The sequence below is a fragment of the Erwinia magellanica genome (genome assembly GCF_039023495.1).
GTDB lineage: Bacteria > Pseudomonadota > Gammaproteobacteria > Enterobacterales > Enterobacteriaceae > Erwinia.
Window position 1 is genome coordinate 104789 of record NZ_JBCHVC010000005.1, and the last position, 18564, is coordinate 123352.

18 protein-coding genes are annotated in these 18564 nt (G+C 56.8%); 12 read left to right on the plus strand and 6 right to left on the minus strand.

Annotation, left to right across the window (positions count from 1 at the left end):
• From AAH450_RS17380 to AAH450_RS17390, 3 genes are read right to left on the minus strand one after another with little or no spacing between them, the layout of a single operon-like run.
• Entirely contained in the window at positions 1 to 714 is a 714-nt protein-coding gene (locus tag AAH450_RS17380) for a fimbrial biogenesis chaperone (RefSeq protein ID WP_342911547.1), read from the minus strand.
• A 32-nt stretch (positions 715 to 746) separates the two neighbouring features.
• Positions 747 to 1262, minus strand: coding sequence for a Csu type fimbrial protein (locus AAH450_RS17385; RefSeq protein ID WP_463322744.1), 516 nt, complete (start codon positions 1260 to 1262; stop codon positions 747 to 749).
• Between the two features lie 37 nt (positions 1263 to 1299).
• On the minus strand, positions 1300 to 1866 hold the full coding sequence (locus AAH450_RS17390; protein WP_342911337.1) for a spore coat protein U domain-containing protein: 567 nt from the start codon (positions 1864 to 1866) through the stop codon (positions 1300 to 1302).
• Positions 1867 to 2411: 545 nt separating this feature from the next.
• On the opposite strand from AAH450_RS17390, the gene AAH450_RS17395 reads away from it, so the two are divergent.
• Positions 2412 to 4538, plus strand: a complete 2127-nt coding sequence (locus AAH450_RS17395; RefSeq protein ID WP_342911338.1) for a putative bifunctional diguanylate cyclase/phosphodiesterase — start codon at positions 2412 to 2414, stop codon at positions 4536 to 4538.
• 57 nt (positions 4539 to 4595) lie between these two features.
• Positions 4596 to 6005 carry an aminotransferase-like domain-containing protein gene (locus AAH450_RS17400; RefSeq protein WP_342911339.1) on the plus strand — a complete coding sequence of 470 codons (1410 nt, stop codon included), beginning with the start codon at positions 4596 to 4598 and terminating at the stop codon, positions 6003 to 6005.
• A gap of 89 nt (positions 6006 to 6094) precedes the next feature.
• On the opposite strand, the gene AAH450_RS17405 is transcribed toward AAH450_RS17400, so the two are convergent.
• Positions 6095 to 6577 carry a YlaC family protein gene (locus AAH450_RS17405; RefSeq protein ID WP_318789484.1) on the minus strand — a complete coding sequence of 161 codons (483 nt, stop codon included), beginning with the start codon at positions 6575 to 6577 and terminating at the stop codon, positions 6095 to 6097.
• A 291-nt stretch (positions 6578 to 6868) separates the two neighbouring features.
• On the opposite strand from AAH450_RS17405, the gene AAH450_RS17410 reads away from it, so the two are divergent.
• From AAH450_RS17410 to AAH450_RS17430, 5 genes are all read left to right on the plus strand, one after another.
• Complete coding sequence (locus AAH450_RS17410; RefSeq protein WP_342911340.1) at positions 6869 to 7456, plus strand: hypothetical protein; 588 nt, start codon at positions 6869 to 6871, stop codon at positions 7454 to 7456.
• Positions 7457 to 7645: 189 nt separating this feature from the next.
• On the plus strand, positions 7646 to 9082 hold the full coding sequence (locus AAH450_RS17415) for a circularly permuted type 2 ATP-grasp protein (RefSeq protein WP_342911341.1): 1437 nt from the start codon (positions 7646 to 7648) through the stop codon (positions 9080 to 9082).
• A complete protein-coding gene (locus AAH450_RS17420; protein WP_342911342.1) occupies positions 9076 to 10005 on the plus strand; it encodes an alpha-E domain-containing protein in 930 nt (309 codons plus the stop codon). Before AAH450_RS17415 ends, AAH450_RS17420 begins: the two co-directional genes overlap by 7 nt.
• On the plus strand, positions 10002 to 10799 hold the full coding sequence (locus AAH450_RS17425; RefSeq protein WP_342911343.1) for a transglutaminase family protein: 798 nt from the start codon (positions 10002 to 10004) through the stop codon (positions 10797 to 10799). Before AAH450_RS17420 ends, AAH450_RS17425 begins: the two co-directional genes overlap by 4 nt.
• 19 nt (positions 10800 to 10818) lie before the next feature.
• A complete protein-coding gene (locus AAH450_RS17430; protein ID WP_342911344.1) occupies positions 10819 to 11529 on the plus strand; it encodes a proteasome-type protease in 711 nt (236 codons plus the stop codon).
• 106 nt (positions 11530 to 11635) lie between these two features.
• Here the strand turns inward: AAH450_RS17430 and AAH450_RS17435 are convergent, their stop codons facing one another.
• Both AAH450_RS17435 and AAH450_RS17440 read right to left on the minus strand, forming a co-directional pair.
• On the minus strand, positions 11636 to 12832 hold the full coding sequence (locus AAH450_RS17435) for a serine hydrolase domain-containing protein (RefSeq protein ID WP_342911345.1): 1197 nt from the start codon (positions 12830 to 12832) through the stop codon (positions 11636 to 11638).
• Positions 12833 to 13049: 217 nt separating this feature from the next.
• Positions 13050 to 13790 carry a phosphate/phosphite/phosphonate ABC transporter substrate-binding protein gene (locus tag AAH450_RS17440; RefSeq protein WP_342911346.1) on the minus strand — a complete coding sequence of 247 codons (741 nt, stop codon included), beginning with the start codon at positions 13788 to 13790 and terminating at the stop codon, positions 13050 to 13052.
• A 276-nt stretch (positions 13791 to 14066) separates the two neighbouring features.
• Between AAH450_RS17440 and mdcA the strand changes: the two genes are divergently transcribed.
• Genes mdcA through mdcE form a run of 5 tightly spaced genes read left to right on the plus strand, consistent with a single transcriptional unit; the run spans position 14067 to position 18517 of the window.
• Complete coding sequence (gene mdcA / locus AAH450_RS17445) at positions 14067 to 15722, plus strand: malonate decarboxylase subunit alpha (protein WP_318789499.1); 1656 nt, start codon at positions 14067 to 14069, stop codon at positions 15720 to 15722.
• Positions 15722 to 16582 (plus strand): triphosphoribosyl-dephospho-CoA synthase, encoded by an 861-nt coding sequence (locus AAH450_RS17450; RefSeq protein WP_342911347.1) that lies wholly within the window; start codon positions 15722 to 15724, stop codon positions 16580 to 16582. Before mdcA ends, AAH450_RS17450 begins: the two co-directional genes overlap by 1 nt.
• A 9-nt stretch (positions 16583 to 16591) precedes the next feature.
• Positions 16592 to 16891: a malonate decarboxylase acyl carrier protein gene (gene mdcC / locus AAH450_RS17455; protein ID WP_318789501.1), complete on the plus strand. Its 300-nt coding sequence runs from the start codon at positions 16592 to 16594 to the stop codon at positions 16889 to 16891.
• Positions 16884 to 17717 (plus strand): biotin-independent malonate decarboxylase subunit beta, encoded by an 834-nt coding sequence (locus AAH450_RS17460; RefSeq protein ID WP_342911348.1) that lies wholly within the window; start codon positions 16884 to 16886, stop codon positions 17715 to 17717. The genes mdcC and AAH450_RS17460 overlap by 8 nt, the downstream gene beginning before the upstream one ends.
• Positions 17717 to 18517: a biotin-independent malonate decarboxylase subunit gamma gene (gene mdcE, locus AAH450_RS17465; RefSeq protein ID WP_342911349.1), complete on the plus strand. Its 801-nt coding sequence runs from the start codon at positions 17717 to 17719 to the stop codon at positions 18515 to 18517. The genes AAH450_RS17460 and mdcE overlap by 1 nt, the downstream gene beginning before the upstream one ends.
• Positions 18518 to 18564 lie beyond the last annotated feature (47 nt).

The window sequence follows — 18564 nt, forward strand, 5'->3', positions numbered from 1 at the left end:
TTAGTGTGAAGAACCGGTGCTATGCCAGCTTTTATTATTTTCCAGCTGTGCGCTCAGTTCAGAGCGGTTGGATACCGGGAAATTAACAGGGAAAGTATTGCTGGAGTTCGACAGTACGTAGCCAAACAGGCTGTTAGAGAGCTGCCTTCCTCCTAATGAAACCTTGCTCAGCCTTGCATGTCCTGAGCCGCTGTTGGTGATTTTAATGGCCGAACGGCCGCCCTGATTAACCACTTCCCAGCTGAGTTTAGGGCTGGCTGAATCCGCACTCAGCCCCTGGCCATAAGTAAAAAGCGGAACCGAATAACGCATCTGGAAGTTGAGACCAGCCTGGTCTTTGCCCGGCGTCTGCGGCGTCGGGATCTCATCCAGCAACACCCGGTAGGCCACTTCCCGGCCCGGCGGCGGCGGCGATTGATTTATCAGACGAACCAGCTGCTTCTGGCCCGGCTCAATCCTGACCAGCGGCGGGCTGGCCACCACGGTTTGCTGAGTCTGATACTGCTCCTGACCATTCACCTGTTGCCAGGTGAATATCCTTACCTGCATCAGCGTGGTGGCTTCACCGCGATTTTCCAGCCACAGCTCAGTGGCTTTATCGCCGCTGTGGATTTTCGGGTCAATGGGCCAGATAAGCACGGAGTTCCCCGCCCTGGCCGGAGTGAGAATTACCCAGGCGAGCAGCCCCAAAAGCAGGCCACTAAGAAGTCGCATCTTCATGATTCAGTCCTTTTCAAATCCCTGTTTTACCAACTCAGCGTCACGGTTAGCGTGTCGCTGTAAGTCCCGGCCCGGTTAACTCCGCTTAGCTGCAAAAGACCGTAAATGGGCAGGGTAATGTTATTCGCATTGCTGTAGGTCAGCGCCAGATTCTGGTTGACCGGAATGGCACTCGCCGCGCTGTGCGTGGCGCTGGTATAGAGCGTATAGGCGACCAGATCGCTGTTATTCGCTACTTTCAGATTGCGGCTGGTGCCGTAGTTGCCGCCGCCGTTGATGCTCATGTTCAGGGTTGTGCCGGGAGTACAGGCCAGATTAATGGTGGAGCTTTGAACATAACTGGCGCTGACCGAGCGGCTGCCTACACCGGGTTGGGTGCCGAAATCCAGCGAGCCAAACACCCCGGTATTTGTTCCGGAAACCAGACAACCATTCACAACGGTAGCGCTTACCTGAAAGGTTTGCGTGGGCAGCGACCAGCCCGGATAAGAGATGCAGAGCATCATCAGGCCCAGCGCGCCCCTCACCCTCCCTGGTCGCATTCCCCATTCCGTCACGTTATATTCTCTGCCTTTTCAGTCAGTAATTGACGGCGACGTTAATGGTGTCCGTGTAGGTACCAGCCGGAATAGCGGCATTGAAGCCCCCGCCAGTGATACGGCCATAGATGGGATAGTTATCGCCATTCACCGGATCTGTCGTGCCGGTGTTGGCCAGGTTGGTGTTGTTGGCAATAGGCGTGGTGTAGGAGGTTGTGCCGTACAGGGTATAGGCAATACCTTGCGTGGCGTCGCTGCCTAATACCAGATAACGAGGCTGTGCGGTGACGGCGCCAAACACCGTGGCCGGTGCGGCATTGCTGCTGGTAAGCTGAACATTATAAGTCTGCCCGGTAGTACAGCGGACAAAAATACCGTTTCCCAGCGAACCGACAAGAGTGGCATTCAGCGTATCGAAGGTCGCGGCGCTACTACCAAAGTCTAAGGTACCGAAGTTGACGCCGGTGGTGGCAGACTGGCCATTCACCAGGCAGCCGGTAGTAAGCACCAGACGGGCGTTAATAGTTCCCGTGGTGGTGGCGGCAAAGCCAGAAGAGACGACGCCGAGGCTCAGGCCACAGCCCAGCAGAAAAAGCTTCATTTTCATAACCAATCCTTACTGATTAGACAGATGAACGTGCTTTTTCGCCTGATGTGAAATTAATATAAGTGGGGCTAAATTAAACAGCTAAAATAATCGATCTCTATCACACTAAATGGCTTTGCCGGGGCTTCAGACATTTCAATTAACAGTTTAGTCTTATTTTTCTTTACTATAGATCAGCATGGACCTTACAGAGAAGCGAAACGCAAAAATAAAGCTTATGAATTACTGAAAAAAAAGCAAAATGGTCGGCAAGCCTGCATTCATCGGTCATAAGGATTAAATTGAGAGTAATCTTATTTAAGACTTCTTAAAAAAAAGAGGCGATGCTATGTTCGTGCGCAGATGTCAGTAAGTGGTAAACGATATAAATGGCAGGGATATCATTTTGTTAACCGGGTTTATTATCACGGCCTGTTGGCTTTATTTTTGAGAGCGTAAAGTTGGCTGTTCTTTAGCCGATACCGTGATCGTTGAAGGCGGATTTTTTCAGCAGTTTTGTTTAACTACACGGCGCCAGAGATGGCATCAGCACCCGAGATTTTCCTATGCTTATGAGCTCCTACGACCAGCTGCTGGTCATCGTATCCATTTTTGTTGCCTTCCTGGCTTCCTACACCGCGCTGGATATGGCGGGCAGGGTAGCCACCTCTACGGGCAAAGTTGCTCAAATCTGGCTTATCGGCGGCGGATTCGCTATGGGTGTTGGCATCTGGTCGATGCATTTTATCGGCATGCTGGCAATGAATATGGCAATGGTGATGAGTTACGATCCCACCTTAACCCTTGTCTCAATGGTGATTGCCGTGGCGGCCTCTATCTTTGCGCTGTGGATTGTCTGTTATGGCGAGTTACCGCTTCACCGGCTGATGATTGGGGCACTGGTTCTGGGGGGGGGCGTTGTCGCCATGCACTATACCGGCATGGCTGCACTGATGTTTGAGCCGGGTATCGTCTGGAACTGGAACTGGATCATCCTTTCGGTGGTGATTGCCCTGGTCGCCTCCACCGCAGCATTATGGCTGGCGTTTAAGCTTCGTCAGGGTGGCAGCAGGCTGGCCCTGTTGCGCGCTGGCGCGGCGATGGTGATGGGCGCGGCGATTGCAGGGATGCACTACACCGGTATGGCTGCGGCGTCATTCCCCATGGGGAGCCAGGCAACGGAAATGGGGGTTAACAGTAACTGGCTGGCGGTAGTGGTGGTGGTGGTCACGCTGTCGATTCTGGGTATCACGCTGGTTGTCTCCACGCTGGATGCGCGGCTACAGGCGCGGACATCGGTGCTGGCTTCCTCGCTGGCTGATGCTAACCGTGAGCTGGCGCAGCTGGCGCTTCACGATAATCTTACCCGTCTGCCAAACCGGATCCTGCTGGAAGACCGGCTTGACCAGGCGATGAGTAAAGCCTTGCGGGAAGGCACCTCGTTTGCGTTGATGTTTATGGATCTTGACGGCTTTAAGGCGGTAAATGACGCTTTTGGTCACCATATTGGCGACAATCTGCTGGTCGGCGTTACCGACAGGATGAAAAATCTGCTGACAGGGCATCATACGCTGGCCAGGCTTGGCGGTGATGAGTTTGTGCTGCTGGTGGAGATCAACGACCCCAACGATGCAGCCAGCGCGGCTGACATGCTGGTGAAAGCTATCGACAGGCCGTTTGTTATCTCCCGCTATGAGCTGGTGGTGTCGCTGAGTATAGGCATTGCCGTCTTCCCTGGTGATGGCGAAGATGAACGCGAGCTGATGTTCAATGCCGATGCGGCGATGTACCACACCAAAAATAATGGCCGTAATGGCTACAGCTTTTTCCAGCCCTCAATGAACACCCTTGCGCAGAACCAGCTTCAGCTGATTAACGATCTCTGGGCTGCGCAGGAGCATAACGAACTGCGTCTGTTCTATCAGCCAAAATTCTGTGCACCGCAGGGGCCAATTGTCGGCTTTGAAGCGCTCATTCGCTGGGAGCATCCGCAGCGCGGCCTGCTGACCCCGGACTTGTTTCTGCCGATTGCTGAGAAAACCGGTCTGATTGTCAGCATTGGGAACTGGGTGATCAATGAAGCTTGCCGCCAGCTGCGTGTCTGGCATCTACAGGGCAACCCGCACTGGTCGGTAGCGGTTAACCTCTCCGCGCTACAGTTTGAGCAACAAGGGCTGGTAGAGACGGTGGTGAAGGCGCTGGAGACCCACCATATTCCTGCGGAATTGCTGACGCTGGAGGTGACCGAGACCACCGCCATGCGCGACCCGGATGAGAGCATTCGTATTCTTACCCAGCTTACCGACCTGGGCGTGAAGGCTTCTATTGATGATTTCGGCACCGGCTACTCAAGCCTGTTGTACCTGAAACGTCTGCCGGCAAGCGAGCTGAAGATTGACCGGGCTTTTGTGAACGAACTGCAAGCGCACAGTGAAGATGCCACCATTGTCACCGCCATTGTTGCCCTGGCGCAGACGCTGAATCTGAAAGTGGTTGCCGAAGGGGTGGAAACGCTGGAGCAGCAGGCTTTTCTGACCAGTCTGGGCTGCAATTCGCTACAGGGTTATCTGCTGGGGAAGCCGATCCCGCCCGATCAGGTTCCTGGCCTGAAGCACTACGTCGGTGGCACGGAGAGGGAAGTACTGCCTTCGCTTAAAAAAGAGCAGGCAGCGTCGGTGCCGGGCGCTGTTTAATCTGCCGCATCACACCTATAATAGTCGCTGGATACCCGACCTGGATGTGTAACAGTTTTGGCTAAATACCAGCAGCTTATCGATCGGCTCCAGCAGCAGATTTCTCAGGAAATCTGGCTGCCTGGGGAAAAACTGCCCTCCCTGCGTGAGCAGGTGGCCCTGAGCGGCATGAGCCTGATGACGGTGATGCACGCCTATCAGGTGCTGGAGAGCCAGGGCTGGATCCAGTCCCGTCCGCAGTCGGGCTACTACGTTGCTCCGCGAGCAGAGTTCCTCAGCCAGCCCGCCAGCCACCAGAAGGTGCAGCTGGCGGAATCGGTGGATATCAACGAATTTATCTTTAATGTGCTGCAAGCCTGCCGTGATCCCCACATCCTGCCGTTTGGCTCCGCCTTTCCCGACCCCGAACTCTTTCCCCAGCGCCAGCTTATGCGATCGCTCTCTGCGGTTTCCCATACGCTTAAACCAGCCGATGCGCTGAATAACCTGCCGCCCGGTAACGAAGCCTTGCGCAAAACGCTGGCGCAGCGCTATGCCCTACAGGGGATTCAGGTTTCGCCGGAGGAGATTGTTATCACTAACGGCGCAATGGAAGCCCTGAATCTGAGCATGCAGGCGGTCACGGAGCCTGGCGACTGGGTAGCTATTGAGAATCCCTGCTTTTATGGCGCACTACAGGTCATAGAACGGCTGAAGCTGAAGGCTGTGGCTATTGCCACTGACCCGCAGCACGGCATGGATCTGGATGAGCTGGAGCGGGCGCTTGAACGCTGGCCCGTTAAAGCGTGCTGGATGATGACCAACCAGCAGAATCCTGTCGGGCATACGCTCAGCAAAGAGAAGAAACAGCGGCTGGTTTCGATCCTGTCGCAGCATCAGGTAACCCTGATTGAAGATGACGTCTACAGCGAGCTGTGGTTTGGCAGTGAAAAGCCGCTGCCGGCGAAGGCGTTCGAGCAGCAGCAAAGCGTGCTGCACTGCTCTTCATTTTCGAAAAATCTGGTAGCGGGTTTTCGCGTTGGCTGGGTGGCGGCCGGGCAGCATGCTCAGCGCATCCAACGCCTGCAACTGATGAGCACGCTCTCTACCAGCGCGCCGATGCAGCTGGCGCTGGCAAATTATCTGATGACCCGCAGCTACGACAGCCATCTGCGCAGGCTGCGGCTGGTGCTGGAGCAGCGGAAAAATCAGGCGCGGCAGTCGCTGAAGCGCCACCTGCCGGGTGAAGCCAGAATCAATGATTCCCAGGGCGGCTATTTCCTGTGGATTGAGCTGCCACGGCAGGTCAACACCACTGAACTCTATTACCGCGCGCTGGATCTTAATATCAGTATTGCGCCCGGTAAGATGTTCTCGTCTGGCGAACAGTACGCCAACTACTTCCGCTTTAATGCCTCCTGGGAGTGGGGAGAGGTGCAGGAAGCGGCAGTGGCTGTTTTAGGCGGCTTGATAGCGGAGATGCTGTAAGGGCGACCCTTCGCCACGACGTGGCTCTCACTTCATGAAGGCTTTCAGGAAACAGGGAGATCAGGGCCAGCAGGCTGGCCCTGGCAAAATCAGACGGTAGAGGCGCGTCTCTGACCCCATGTGAGGTGGTAGACGTCATAAAAATCGACTTTACCCTTCAGTGAAAGCAGCTTTTTAATGCCCTGTTTAACGGAGTCGGTCACTTTGCTGCTGGTGAGGATCTCCTGCACCGCCTGCTCGGAAAGCGTACGGTCATAATACCATTCGCCGTTGTAACAGACGCGCAGATCCAGGGTATCGATATCCTCAAACCGGTAGCGCGGATTGACGTCCAGCAGCATCAGGACGCTCATCAGCAGGACAAAAATCGTCGCGCCCCAGAAGGCAGGCCAGCCCAGGAATTCCGTGGTAAAGATCAGCGCCACGGTAAGCGCATAGCAGACATACATGGATGCCCACAATCCGGGATGGTTTTTAAGAAAAGTAAAGCTAAAGCGCGGCTTGTTATCACGCTTCTCTTCGCGGTTTAACGTGTCGATCTCGCGCAGTAATATCTGTTTTACATCTTCCATCTTTTTCACCTCATTCGTGACTCTCACCAGTAGACCACAAAACGCAAACCTTGAGCAGTCACAGTTATTCTCCATCTGGCTATAACAGTTTGCCGCTTGCTTTTATAAGCCAGCAGAAACCAAAACGTTTCTGAAACCGATCGGGAGCAGCAGGCGGGAGCCATTTAGCGTAATTTGAGTTAAGTCCCGTTAAATTAGTGAGTTATGTGATCGCCCCTCTGCGGGTGACGTTGCAAATTCTCTATTATTTGCCACAATTGATTAACACTTTCACCCTGCAGGAGACGGCGTATGTTGTCGCAATCTGGTTGTATGCTTACTATGATGTCGTTTGCCGCCGGAACCTTCGCGGCCGGAACCTCTACCAATCCACAATATATGACGTTTCAGCCTGCCAGCGGCGTACCCAATAATCCCCTGCCGCTGATCATCTATCCTCAGGTCGCCTCTGAGGAAGTGGAAGATATGGCTCGCTTTTTTGAAGACCTTTTCGCCAGCCATCAGTGGCTGCCACGCTGGCGCTATCCGGTTTTCCCCTATACCCACTATCATCCCAATACCCATGAACTGCTGGGCATTGCCGCGGGTTGGGCGCAGATCCTGTTTGGCGGCGAAACGGGCAGGGCAGTGACCGTCTACGCGGGCGATGCGGTGCTGATCCCGGCAGGCGTGGGCCATCAACAGCTTGCCGCCAGCGAGGACTTCTTTGCCGTAGGCGCTTACCCTCGCGGGATGCAGCCAGAAACCCGGCGTGAAGAGCAGGAACAACTTAACCAATCTGTGGCAGAAATCAGCCGCGTGCCTATGCCTCAGCACGATCCTATTACCGGCGGCGAAGGCGCCGTCACCGAAATCTGGCACCCGCTGGAAAGCCACTAATCGCCTCACTGAAACGCACTGTTATGGTGCGTTTCAGCTTCCTCGCGCCGTTCCTTCCACCACGTTACGCCTCACGATACCAATACGGCTCAGCAAGATGTTGAAGCCGCAGCAGACTTGCTCTCCACTGGCCAACTGGCACGGTTTGTGCAGCTCCTTGAGATGCTCACCGACAGTGGAAGGGAAATCATGAATCAAGGCTATCAGGCAGCATCCCCCTTTTATGATGAAATGCTGCTGGGGAACGGTCAGCATCGCCCGCACTATCGCGACTACTGGCACTGGCTGCAAAAAGCCGATCGGGAAGCTATCGCCCGCAAGCGGGAAGAGGCGGAACTGCTGTTTCACCGGGTAGGTATCACTTTCAATGTCTATGGTCAGGATGGCGGTGCCGAGCGGCTGATCCCATTTGACAGCGTGCCGAGGATCATTCCCGCCAGCGAATGGGCGATGCTGGACAGCGGCATCCGCCAGCGCGTTCAGGCGCTGAACGCCTTTCTGCACGACATCTACCATGACCAGCAGATCCTTAAAGCGGGGATCGTTCCCGCGGAGCAGGTGCTGGTAAACGATCAGTATCAGCCCTGTATGCAGGGCATTAACCTGCATCGTGATATCTATGCGCATATCTGCGGCGTGGATATGGTTCGCAACAGCGATGGTGAATACTACGTGCTGGAGGATAATCTGCGCACGCCCTCCGGCGTCTCCTACATGCTGGAAAACCGCAAAATGATGATGCGGCTCTATCCGGAGCTGTTCGCGCAACAGCGCATTGCGCCCGTTGAACGATACCCCTCGCATCTGCTGCAAACCCTGCGGGAAAGCTCGCCAGTAAACGATCCGGTGGTGGTGGTACTGACGCCGGGCCGCTTCAACAGCGCTTATTTCGAGCACAGTTTTCTGGCGCAGCAGATGGGCGTTGAGCTGGTAGAGAGTGCCGATCTGTTCGTGAAGGATGGGGCCGTGATGATGCGTACCACGGCAGGCCCCTGCAAAGTAGACGTGATCTATCGCCGCGTGGACGATGCGTTTCTTGATCCGCTTGCCTTCCGGGCCGATTCGATGCTGGGGGTGCCGGGGCTGCTTTCCGTTTATCGCGCCGGGAATGTGGTGCTGGCAAATGCCATTGGTACCGGCGTGGCGGATGACAAATCGATCTATCCTTACGTGCCCGATATGGTGAAGTTTTACCTTGCGGAGGAACCGATCCTCAATAACGTGCCAACCTGGCAATGCCGCCGGCCTGACGAACTCTCCTGGGTGCTGGCCAATCTGCCAAAACTGGTGGTGAAGGAGGTTCACGGCGCCGGGGGGTACGGCATGCTGATTGGCCCGGTCGCCAGCCAGAAGCAGCTTGAGGATTTTCGTTCGTTGCTGATTGCCAGGCCGCAAAACTATATTGCGCAACATACCCTGGCGCTCTCCACCTGTCCCACTTTTGTGGAGCAGGGGCTGGCACCGCGCCATATCGATCTGAGGCCTTTTGCGCTCAGCGGCGCGGAGATCCGCCTGGTGCCGGGCGGGCTGACCCGCGTGGCGCTGACGCAGGGATCGCTGGTGGTGAATTCATCGCAGGGCGGTGGCACTAAAGATACCTGGGTTCTGGAGGATGACGCATGCTGAGTCGCACAGCCAGTGGCCTCTACTGGATGGCGCGCTATTTAGAGCGTGCCGAAAATATTGCGCGGGTGCTCGACGTGACCAACCGGCTGTCGCTGATGCCGGTGCGCAGCACCCATGACGACGAACTGCGCGTTCCGCTCACGCTCACCAGCACCGACGAGCTGTTCTGGACGCTGAATGACCGGCTGGCGATGCCGCAGCTGTTTAACTTTTTTGTCCTTGATGAGCGTAACCCTGGCAGTATTTTTTGCTGCTGGGAAGCAGCGTGGAATAACGCCCATGCGGTGCGCGGCAGCCTCTCCTCCGAGGTCTGGGAAAGCATAAACTCAAGCTGGATAGAGATGCGCAAACTGCGGCGGCAGGGCGTCAGCAGCACGGGTGCCGATGCCTTTTTTGACTGGGTAAAAGAGCGTTCGCACCTGTTTCGCGGCGCGATGTTTGGCACGCTGATGCGCGGCGATGCCATGAGCTTTATCCGGCTGGGCACGCTGCTGGAGCGGGCGGACTGTACCGCGCGACTGCTCGACGTCACGCACGCCCTTACCGAACAGGATGACGATTCGGTGCGGGAATATTACCGGCTGGACACGCTGCTGCGATCCGTATCGGCCCGCGAGGCTTATCACACCATCTATAAACAGGAGCTGGTCAGCGACAGCGTGAACGAAATGCTGATCCTGCGTGAAGAAAGCCCGCGATCCCTGCGATCCTGTATCGACGAGATCGCCAACCAGCTGAACCTGATTGGCGGAAACGGAGAGAATCGTCCCCGGCGGCTGGTGACCGTACTGGATGCCGGGCTGCGCTTTACCTCTTATGAATCGCTGATAGCCGAAGGGTTGCACAGCTGGCTGCGTCATTTTCTGGACGATCTGGGCACCATTGCCGAAAGCATTCAACAGACCTATCTGGAGGCGAAATGAAACTCGATATCGCGCATAAAACCTGCTTCAGCTATCAGACGCTGGTAAAGCAAAGCACGCAGTACCTGCGGCTGACGCCACAGAACTCGGTGCACCAGCAGATCCTCTCCTGGGATCTGGTTCTGCCGGAGCAGGCGATCTGTACTACGGACACCTATGGTAACGTGCTGCATGTGCTGACCCTTGATACGCCGCACCAGTCAATAGAAATTGAGGCGCGCGGGGTGGTGGAAATTATGGAAGATGAGAGGTCACCAGATCCCGACAGCTGTCTCTCACCGCTGGTATTTCTGCGTATCACGCCGCTGACCCAGCCCGACGCCGCCATTCACGATTTTGCTCTGCGCTATTTCCGGCCTGAAGCGCCGCTGGCAGCGCTGGAAAGGTTAATGGGAGAACTGTTGGTTAAAATGCCTTACCAGCCCGGCAGCACCACGGTTACCGACAACGCCGCGAAGGTCTTTGCCGCAGGTACCGGCGTTTGTCAGGATCACAGCCACGTGTTTCTGGCCTGCTGCCGCAGCCTGCATATCCCTGCTCGCTATGTGAGCGGATACCTTTATACTGATACGGTTGAACATGTAGCCACGCATGCCTGGGTTGAAGCCTGGGTGGAGGGCAGCTGGCACAGTTTCGACATCACCAATAATACCCGCAGCACGCGTCAGCATCTCAAGCTGGCGGTGGGCGTGGATTATATGGATGCCTGCCCGGTGCGGGGTATGCGGCTGGGTGGAGGCAGTGAAGAGATGTCAGCGGTGGCTGCGGTGCACCTGGTGAATTCGCAGCAGTGATAATTTTATCGGGCAAACTATGACTTACTGTGTGGCAATGCGTTTATCGTCAGGGATGATTTTTGTTTCAGACTCCCGTACCAATGCGGGCGTTGACCATATCTCCTCCTTCCGCAAACTGCATGTTTTTCAGCAGGATGGCGAGCGCACGCTGGTGCTGCAAAGCGCTGGCAACCTCGCCACCACGCAGAGCGCCCTCAGCCTGCTGCGGCGGGGATGCGAAGATGCCAAAAGAACCAACCTGATGAGCTGCCACACCATGTATGACGTTGCTCTGCTGGTAGGGGAGACGCTGCGTGGAGTGATTAAGCGCGATGGCGAAGAATTTGGCGGAACGCTGATGCTGGGTGGCCAGATCAAAGGGGAGGAGCCGCGCCTGTTCCAGATCTATCCTCAGGGCAACTTTATTGAATCCAGTATCGACACCCCCTATTTCCAGATTGGTGAGAGCAAATATGGCAAGCCAATCATCGATCGCGTCCTGCGTTTTGATACGCCGCTGGACCAGGCGATGCAGTGCGCGCTGATTTCCATGGACTCGACGCTGGCGAGTAATATTTCGGTGGGGCTGCCGTTAGATGTGATGATCTACCCGGCGGACAGCTTCAGCAGCGCTCAGCAGTACCATCTCACCGACAAGCATCCTTACTATTCCCAGATCCGCCAGCTCTGGAGCGCGGGCTTACTCAGCGTGTTTGCCCAGCTTCCGCCTTTACAGCTGGACGACTGATTCTCCGCAACAGCGACAGGCTCTCTGTTACGGTCACGCTGTTAGCGTCTGGCGCTCAGCAAGCTTGCTTTACTGCTATGGCCCTCAGCGTTTCTGGCTCTGCCCTTCAGGGCTTGCAGGCCTGCTGGCGGTCGTCACTGCTGGCCAGCCGCAAGAGCATGCGGTGGCCGATATTGTTGTCCCAGTTAAAGCTGTTCTGCAACACCACAATAGCGGTTTTATGCCTGATATCCATGCCGATATAGCTGGCAAAGCCGCCTATAAAGCCGGACTGATAGAGGATGCTCTGCCCGTTAAAATCATTGCTCAGCCAGGCCAGCGCGGAGGAGTCATAGTCCGGCTGTCTGAAACGCACAGTGGTGGCATCTTTAAAGGCGCTCTCCAGGCTGGCGTTGCCGCTGCCGTTCATATGAGCCGCAAGATAGCTCAGCAGATCGTTCGCGCTGGACCACAGTGAAGCGGCACCCACCATATAACCGGTAAAATGCCAGTCCGGCACCTGCTCTCCCCGACGAACAAATTTAGGCTGATCTCCCGCATGTCCCCGTGCGCGTGTCGCGTAGCCAGGCAAAATTTCAGGCTGATAGCCGGTATGGGTCATGCCCAGCGGGGCAATAATTTGCTGGCTGGCGATCGTCTGCGGCGTCTCTCCGCTTTGCCGGGTAATCACGTAATCCAGGATGGAGTAACCGAGATTGGAATAAACCACTTCGCGGTAGGCAGGACGGCGGAAATCCCGCAGATAATCCAGAAACTCGCCGCGATCCAGCTCGTCATAGAAGGGATGCCCGGTAAACAGATAATCACTGAGCCTGCTCAGCATATGCAGCGTGGTCATCTGTCGCGGCAGGCCGGAGGTATGGGTCGCGAGCTGTAGCAGAGTAATCTGCCCGGCATCCGCACTTAACGGCACCTCTTTACCGATTGTCTCACGCAGCGTACTGCTCCACTTCAGCTTACCTTGCGCCACCAGGAGAGCGGCGCTTTCCGCCGTAAACCCTTTGGTCACCGAGCCGACGGCGAACAGCGTGTCGCCACTCACCGGGATAAGGCGATCGGTATCAGTAAAGCCATAGCTGAACACCTGACGCTGGCCATTATGCAGCAATGCAACCACCACGCCGGGGGTGCGGTGACTGTTGATCAGCGGCAAAGCCAGCGCATCAATCTGCTGTTTCACCGCTATGTGGCAGGTTGCCACCAGGCTTGCCTGTGGGGAAGTATCAATACTGTTACTGGACAAGGATGCACAGCCGCCCAGCAGCAGAGAACAGCACAACAACAGAGGTTTAAGGGAAGTCATAATCGATGCCGTACTGATGATTTCGGTTGCCGCGTGCCTTTTAGCTTCATCAATATGACATCAGCGCGATTTTCCACGCCCGATTGCCCTTAATGCCAAAGATAAACGTTTGCAGGGGAATAAAATGAGTAGAAAAAATAACAATTTATATTGCGTGATATTTTACCCTGGCGACATTGTGTACGGCAAGGATAAGGCGCAATTCGTGCGGTAATTCTTACTTCTGCGCGAAAATCTTCGCCCAGGCGGAACGCGGGAGTGGCGTAAAATCCTCAATCAGCAGCGCGGCAGACAGCGCACGATTTGCCGGATCCCGCACCACCCGAGCCAGCGCGTCACGCAGATCCTGTAAATTTTCAGGCGAGGTCGTGGCGGCGGTAATCAGCGGCAAACCCGGCACGCTGGCCGTCTGGCCAATAATCTTTAACCCGTTAAGCTCATCGGGGAAATCTCGCTTCAGCAGCGCCCAGCTGACACAGTCGATAGCGGCAATATCCGCTTCGCAGCTTTGTAGCAATTGCAGAGAACGGCGGTGGCCGCCGGAGGCAACGGTTGCGGAAAAAAAGGCTGTACCGCCGGTGATTTTCATCAGGCTGTGATAGCCGGAGTAGGAATCTTCGCTGTTGAACACCAGTTTTCGTCCCTGAAAATCCGCCAGCGTCTGGCCGCTCTCCTGCTCCCGCACCGCTATCCAGCTGCGATAATTCGGCCCTTCACAGCCCGGCGCCGAGTAATGAAACGCGCCCACGACCTGGACTTCTGGCAGCCGTGTCATCAGCGGATAGCCGCAGGTCTGGCTGAGCAGCAGATCGTTACGTTGCCAGTGCGTTAACAGCGGATCGGGCCAGCTCAGCGTGTCAGCTATTGCCCCCGCGGGCAGTGCAGCCCGCACCTTCTGCCAGAAAGCTTCACTGTCCTGAGGGGTGAAAGGGTACATCGGCAGGGACGCTATCGTCATGATGCCTCGCTTAACAGGGGCTTTAGGGCAGTCGCCTTATGACGATGCCAACTTTTTTACCCGCTTATGGGATACAGGAAAGCATAGATACCAGGCGAATTTTGCGATCCTGTTCTACATGATAATAATTTAACTATCTGAAAATTAACTTCTTATTTATTTCATTACTCTAAGGCTAACGTTCTCACCCCCCGCTTTATTGATGCAAACCCGCCTGAAGCTCAGACTCCCTGACCAGACCCTTATGACAAATCAGGGACCTTACTGGAGGCAACTATGTTATCTGGACACTCGTCCACCCGAGCCTGGGACAGCCGCCGCAGCGAAAAACGGCGTCGCATCGACTCCCTGGGCCTCAGCGGCAAAGTGCTGCCGACTGACGATCTGGTGGCTATGCTCGAAAAACTGATCGCCCCTGGCGACCGCGTGGTTATGGAAGGCAACAATCAGAAGCAGGCCGATTTCCTTTCGCGCTCGCTGGCTGAAGTCAGCCCGGCTGTTATCCACGATCTGCATATGATCATGCCAAGCGTGGGCCGCAGCGAACACCTGGATATTTTTGAAAAGGGCATCGCCCGCAAGCTGGACTTCTCCTTCTCCGGTACGCAAAGCCTGCGTATCTCGCAGCTACTGGAAGATGGCCTGCTGGAGATCGGTGCGATCCATACCTACATCGAACTCTACTCTCGTCTCTATGTTGATCTGGCCCCTAACGTGGCGCTGATTGCTGGTTTCAAAGCGGACCGCAAAGGCAATCTCTACACCGGCGCAAGCACCGAAGATACGCCAGCGCTGGTTGAAGCCGCCGCGTTTCATGACGGCATCGTTATTGCGCAGGTGAATGAGCTGGTGGACGAGGAGTGCGATCTTCCCCGCGTGGACATTCCCGGATCCTGGATCGACTTTGTGGTGGTGGCGGATAAACCCTTCTTTATTGAACCGCTGTTTACCCGCGATCCCCGCCTGATCAAACAAGAGCATGTGCTGATGGCGATGCTGGCGATCAAAGGGATCTACGCCGAGCACCAGGTGCAGTCACTGAACCATGGTATCGGTTTTAACACCGCCGCCATTGAGCTGCTGCTGCCAACCTACGGTGAACAGTTAGGGCTGAAAGGCAAAATCTGTAAACACTGGACGCTGAACCCGCACCCGACGCTAATCCCTGCCATTGAAAGCGGCTGGGTCGAGAGCGTGCACTGCTTCGGTGGTGAACTGGGGATGGAGAAATATGTCTCCGCCCGCCCTGACATCTTCTTTACCGGTGCCGACGGCTCCATGCGTTCCAACCGCGCCTTCTGCCAGATGGCAGGGCAGTACGCGGTAGATATGTTTATTGGTTCCACCTTGCAGGTGGATGGATCGGCGAACTCCTCAACCGTTACCCGTGGCCGTTTATCTGGCTTCGGCGGTGCGCCAAATATGGGCCACGATCCGCACGGTCGTCGTCATGCAACACCTGCATGGCTGGCGATGATCAACGAGCCGGATCCGCTGGCGCGGGGTCGCAAGCTGGTGGTGCAGATGGTGGAAACCTTCCAGGCAGGGGCTAAACCGACCTTTGTCGAGAAACTCGAAGCCGTGGACGTGGCGAAAGCCTCCGGTATGCCGCTGGCACCGGTAATGATTTATGGCGATGACGTCACCCATGTGCTGACGGAGGAGGGCATTGCCTATCTCTACCGGGCGAAAACGCTGGAAGAGCGTCGGGCAATGGTCGCTGCCGTGGCCGGGATCACCGATATCGGACTGGGGGTGGATGCTAAACGCGTGGCACAGCTGCGTCGTGAAGGCAAAGTCGCCTTCCCGGAAGACCTGGGCATCCGCCGCACCGAAGCCAGCCGCTCCCTGCTGGCAGCAGGCAGCGTGGCTGATCTGGTGGAATGGTCTGGCGGCCTCTATAACCCGCCAGCGAAATTCCGGAGCTGGTAATGAGCAGACAACCGCAGTTTTCGCAGGCTGGCATTGAGCTGAAAGCTGAAAAACTGGCGGCTCTGGCTACCCGCTGCCTGATTGACGAGGCGCGCCTCAGCCCAAAACCAGGGCTGGTCGACAGCCGGGGCAACGGGGCGCATCTGGATCTGTCGCTGGCGCTGATGGAGCGTTCTGCCCACAGCCTGACCCATACCTTTTACGCGCTGGCGCTGCACTGCTGGAACCGTCCGGCGGATGTTGCGCTGCGGCAGCTGGTGGGCAGGCTTGGACGTGAAGGCGAGCAGGCGATGATGCAGGCGACCGGCGGCGTAAACACGCACCGTGGCGCGATCTGGGCGATGGGGCTGCTGGTCAGCGCCTGCGCGATGCTGGCAGGCGAGCGCGAGCCAGCACGGGTAGCAGAAAAGGCGGCGCAGCTTGCCAGGCTGCCCGACGACGCCGCGCCAAAAATGTTCAGCAAAGGCTTACGGGCTACCCAGCGCTATCGGGTGCCGGGCGCGCGTGAAGAGGCGCAGCAGGGCTTTCCGCATGTTATGCAGCTTGCCTTGCCGCAGTTGCAGCAGAGCCGCCGGGAAGGCGCCAGCGAAACGCAGGCCCAGCTGGATGCGCTGATGGCGATCATGAGTTCGCTCAGCGATACCTGCGTACTTTCCCGCGCGGGTGAAGCGGGTCTGCGCACGATGCAGCAGGGCGCAAGAGCCGTCCTGGCCGCCGGTGGCACAAAGTCTCTTGCCGGAGAGCAGGCGCTCCGCTGGCTGGATGCCGAGATGCTGGCGCGCAACGCCTCACCTGGTGGCGCAGCCGACCTGCTGGCCGCCACCCTATTTACAGACCGTTTAGGCGATCTCACTTTTTAAGAGGACGTTATGGAACAGATCACAATTTCCCTCCCGGCTTCGCGCCAGCTCAGCGGTAAAGCGCTGGCGGGCGTGGTTGGCTCCGGGGATATGGAAGTGCTGTTTGTTGCCGATGGCAGCCAGCAGCTGACCGTCACGCTGACCACTTCCGTCGATAACAGCCAGGCGCGCTGGCAGGCGCTTTTCAACCGTCTGGCTGAATTTGGCGAGCTGCCGGCTGGGCAGATGACCATTCACGATTTTGGCGCCACGCCGGGCGTGGCCCGTATCCGCATTGAGCAGGTATTTGAGGAGGTGGCTGATGCGTAACGACAGCAGCTTTATTGAACTGAAAGCCCGCCAGCGCGCGAAATTCTTGCTTGATGAGGGCAGCTACCGCGAACTGCTGGACCCCTTTGCCGGGATTATCTCTCCGTGGCTCGGCCCGCAGGGCATCGTGCCGCAGTCCGATGACGGCATGGTAGTGGCGAAAGGCACCATTAACGGACAACCCGCCGTGGTTGTGGCAATTGAAGGCGCGTTTCAGGGCGGCAGCATGGGGGAAGTCTCCGGGGCCAAAATGGCCGCCGCGCTGGAGCTGGCGGCAGAAGATAACCGTAACGGCATCCCTACTCAGGCTGTGCTCTGTCTGGAAACCGGCGGCGTTCGCCTTCAGGAAGCCAATCTTGGTCTGGCTGCGATTGCCGACATTCATGCTGCGATTGTGGATCTTCGTCGCTATACCCCAGTCATTGGCATTGTGGCGGGCACCGTGGGCTGCTTTGGCGGTATGTCGATTGCAGCCGCGCTTTGCAGCTACCTGATCGTCACTCGCGAAGCACGGCTGGGGTTGAATGGCCCACAGGTGATCGAGCAGGAAGCGGGCATTGAAGAGTATGACTCCCGCGACCGGCCATTTATCTGGAGCATGACCGGCGGTGAAGTTCGTTATCAAAGCGGGCTGGTTGACGCGCTGGTAGACGATGGGCAGCAGGCGGTGAAGCAGGCGATGAATGCAGCCATCGCCAGAGGCGTTCCGGCGCAGCATCGCACGGACAAATATGAGGACTTTTTGTCACGCCTGAGCCAGTTCGACACTTTAAAACAGGCCGACAGCGAACAAATCAGGGCGCTATTTGCCCGGGAGGATCAGTAATGAGCCAGAAAATCAGCCGTGGTGAGCAGTGGCTCGCCCTGCTTACCCACAATGCACCCCGCCTGAGCGGACTTTGTCCTTCAGTCCAGGTAGCGGACGGTGAAATTAACGGCCAGCCAGCGCGCTTTGTGGCCGTTATCCCCGACGCGCAGAACCACTACCCACGAGCCGCCAGAGGCGAGGTGGGCCTGCTGGAAGGCTGGACGCTGGGAAAAGTGGTCAGTGAAACCGTGGCGGAAGATGCAGACCAGCCCCGGAAACGCGCAATCGTGGCGGTTATCGACGTCCCAAGCCAGGCCTATGGCCGCCGCGAGGAAGCGTTCGGCATCCACCAGGCGCTGGCGGCAGCGGCAGCGGCTTATGCCAACGCCCGCCTGGCAGGCCATCCGGTGATTGGGCTGATTGTGGGTAAAGCGATGTCGGGGGCGTTTTTGGCGCACGGCTATCAGGCAAACCGGCTCATCGCCTTTAACGATCCCGGCGTGATGATCCATGCGATGGGCAAAGAGGCGGCGGCACGTATCACGCTGCGCAGCGTCGAGTCGCTGGAAAAACTGGCAGAAACCATTCCGCCTATGGCCTACGACATTGCGAATTACCATTCGCTGGGGCTGCTGGAAAGCCTGCTGGATATCAGCAATCCGGATGCGCCTTCCGCCAGCGACCTTGCCACCGTTGAACAGACGCTGGCCGAAGCTGTCACCACTGCCCGCCAGGATCCGGGTCTGAAAGATCGGTTAAAAGCGCAAAATCGTCACAGCTCTGCGCTGGTACGCGAGAAAATGCGCGCTGCCTGGTAGCGCGCGTTCAGCCACTAATAAGACAAACCTGCCAGGCCGCTTTTTGA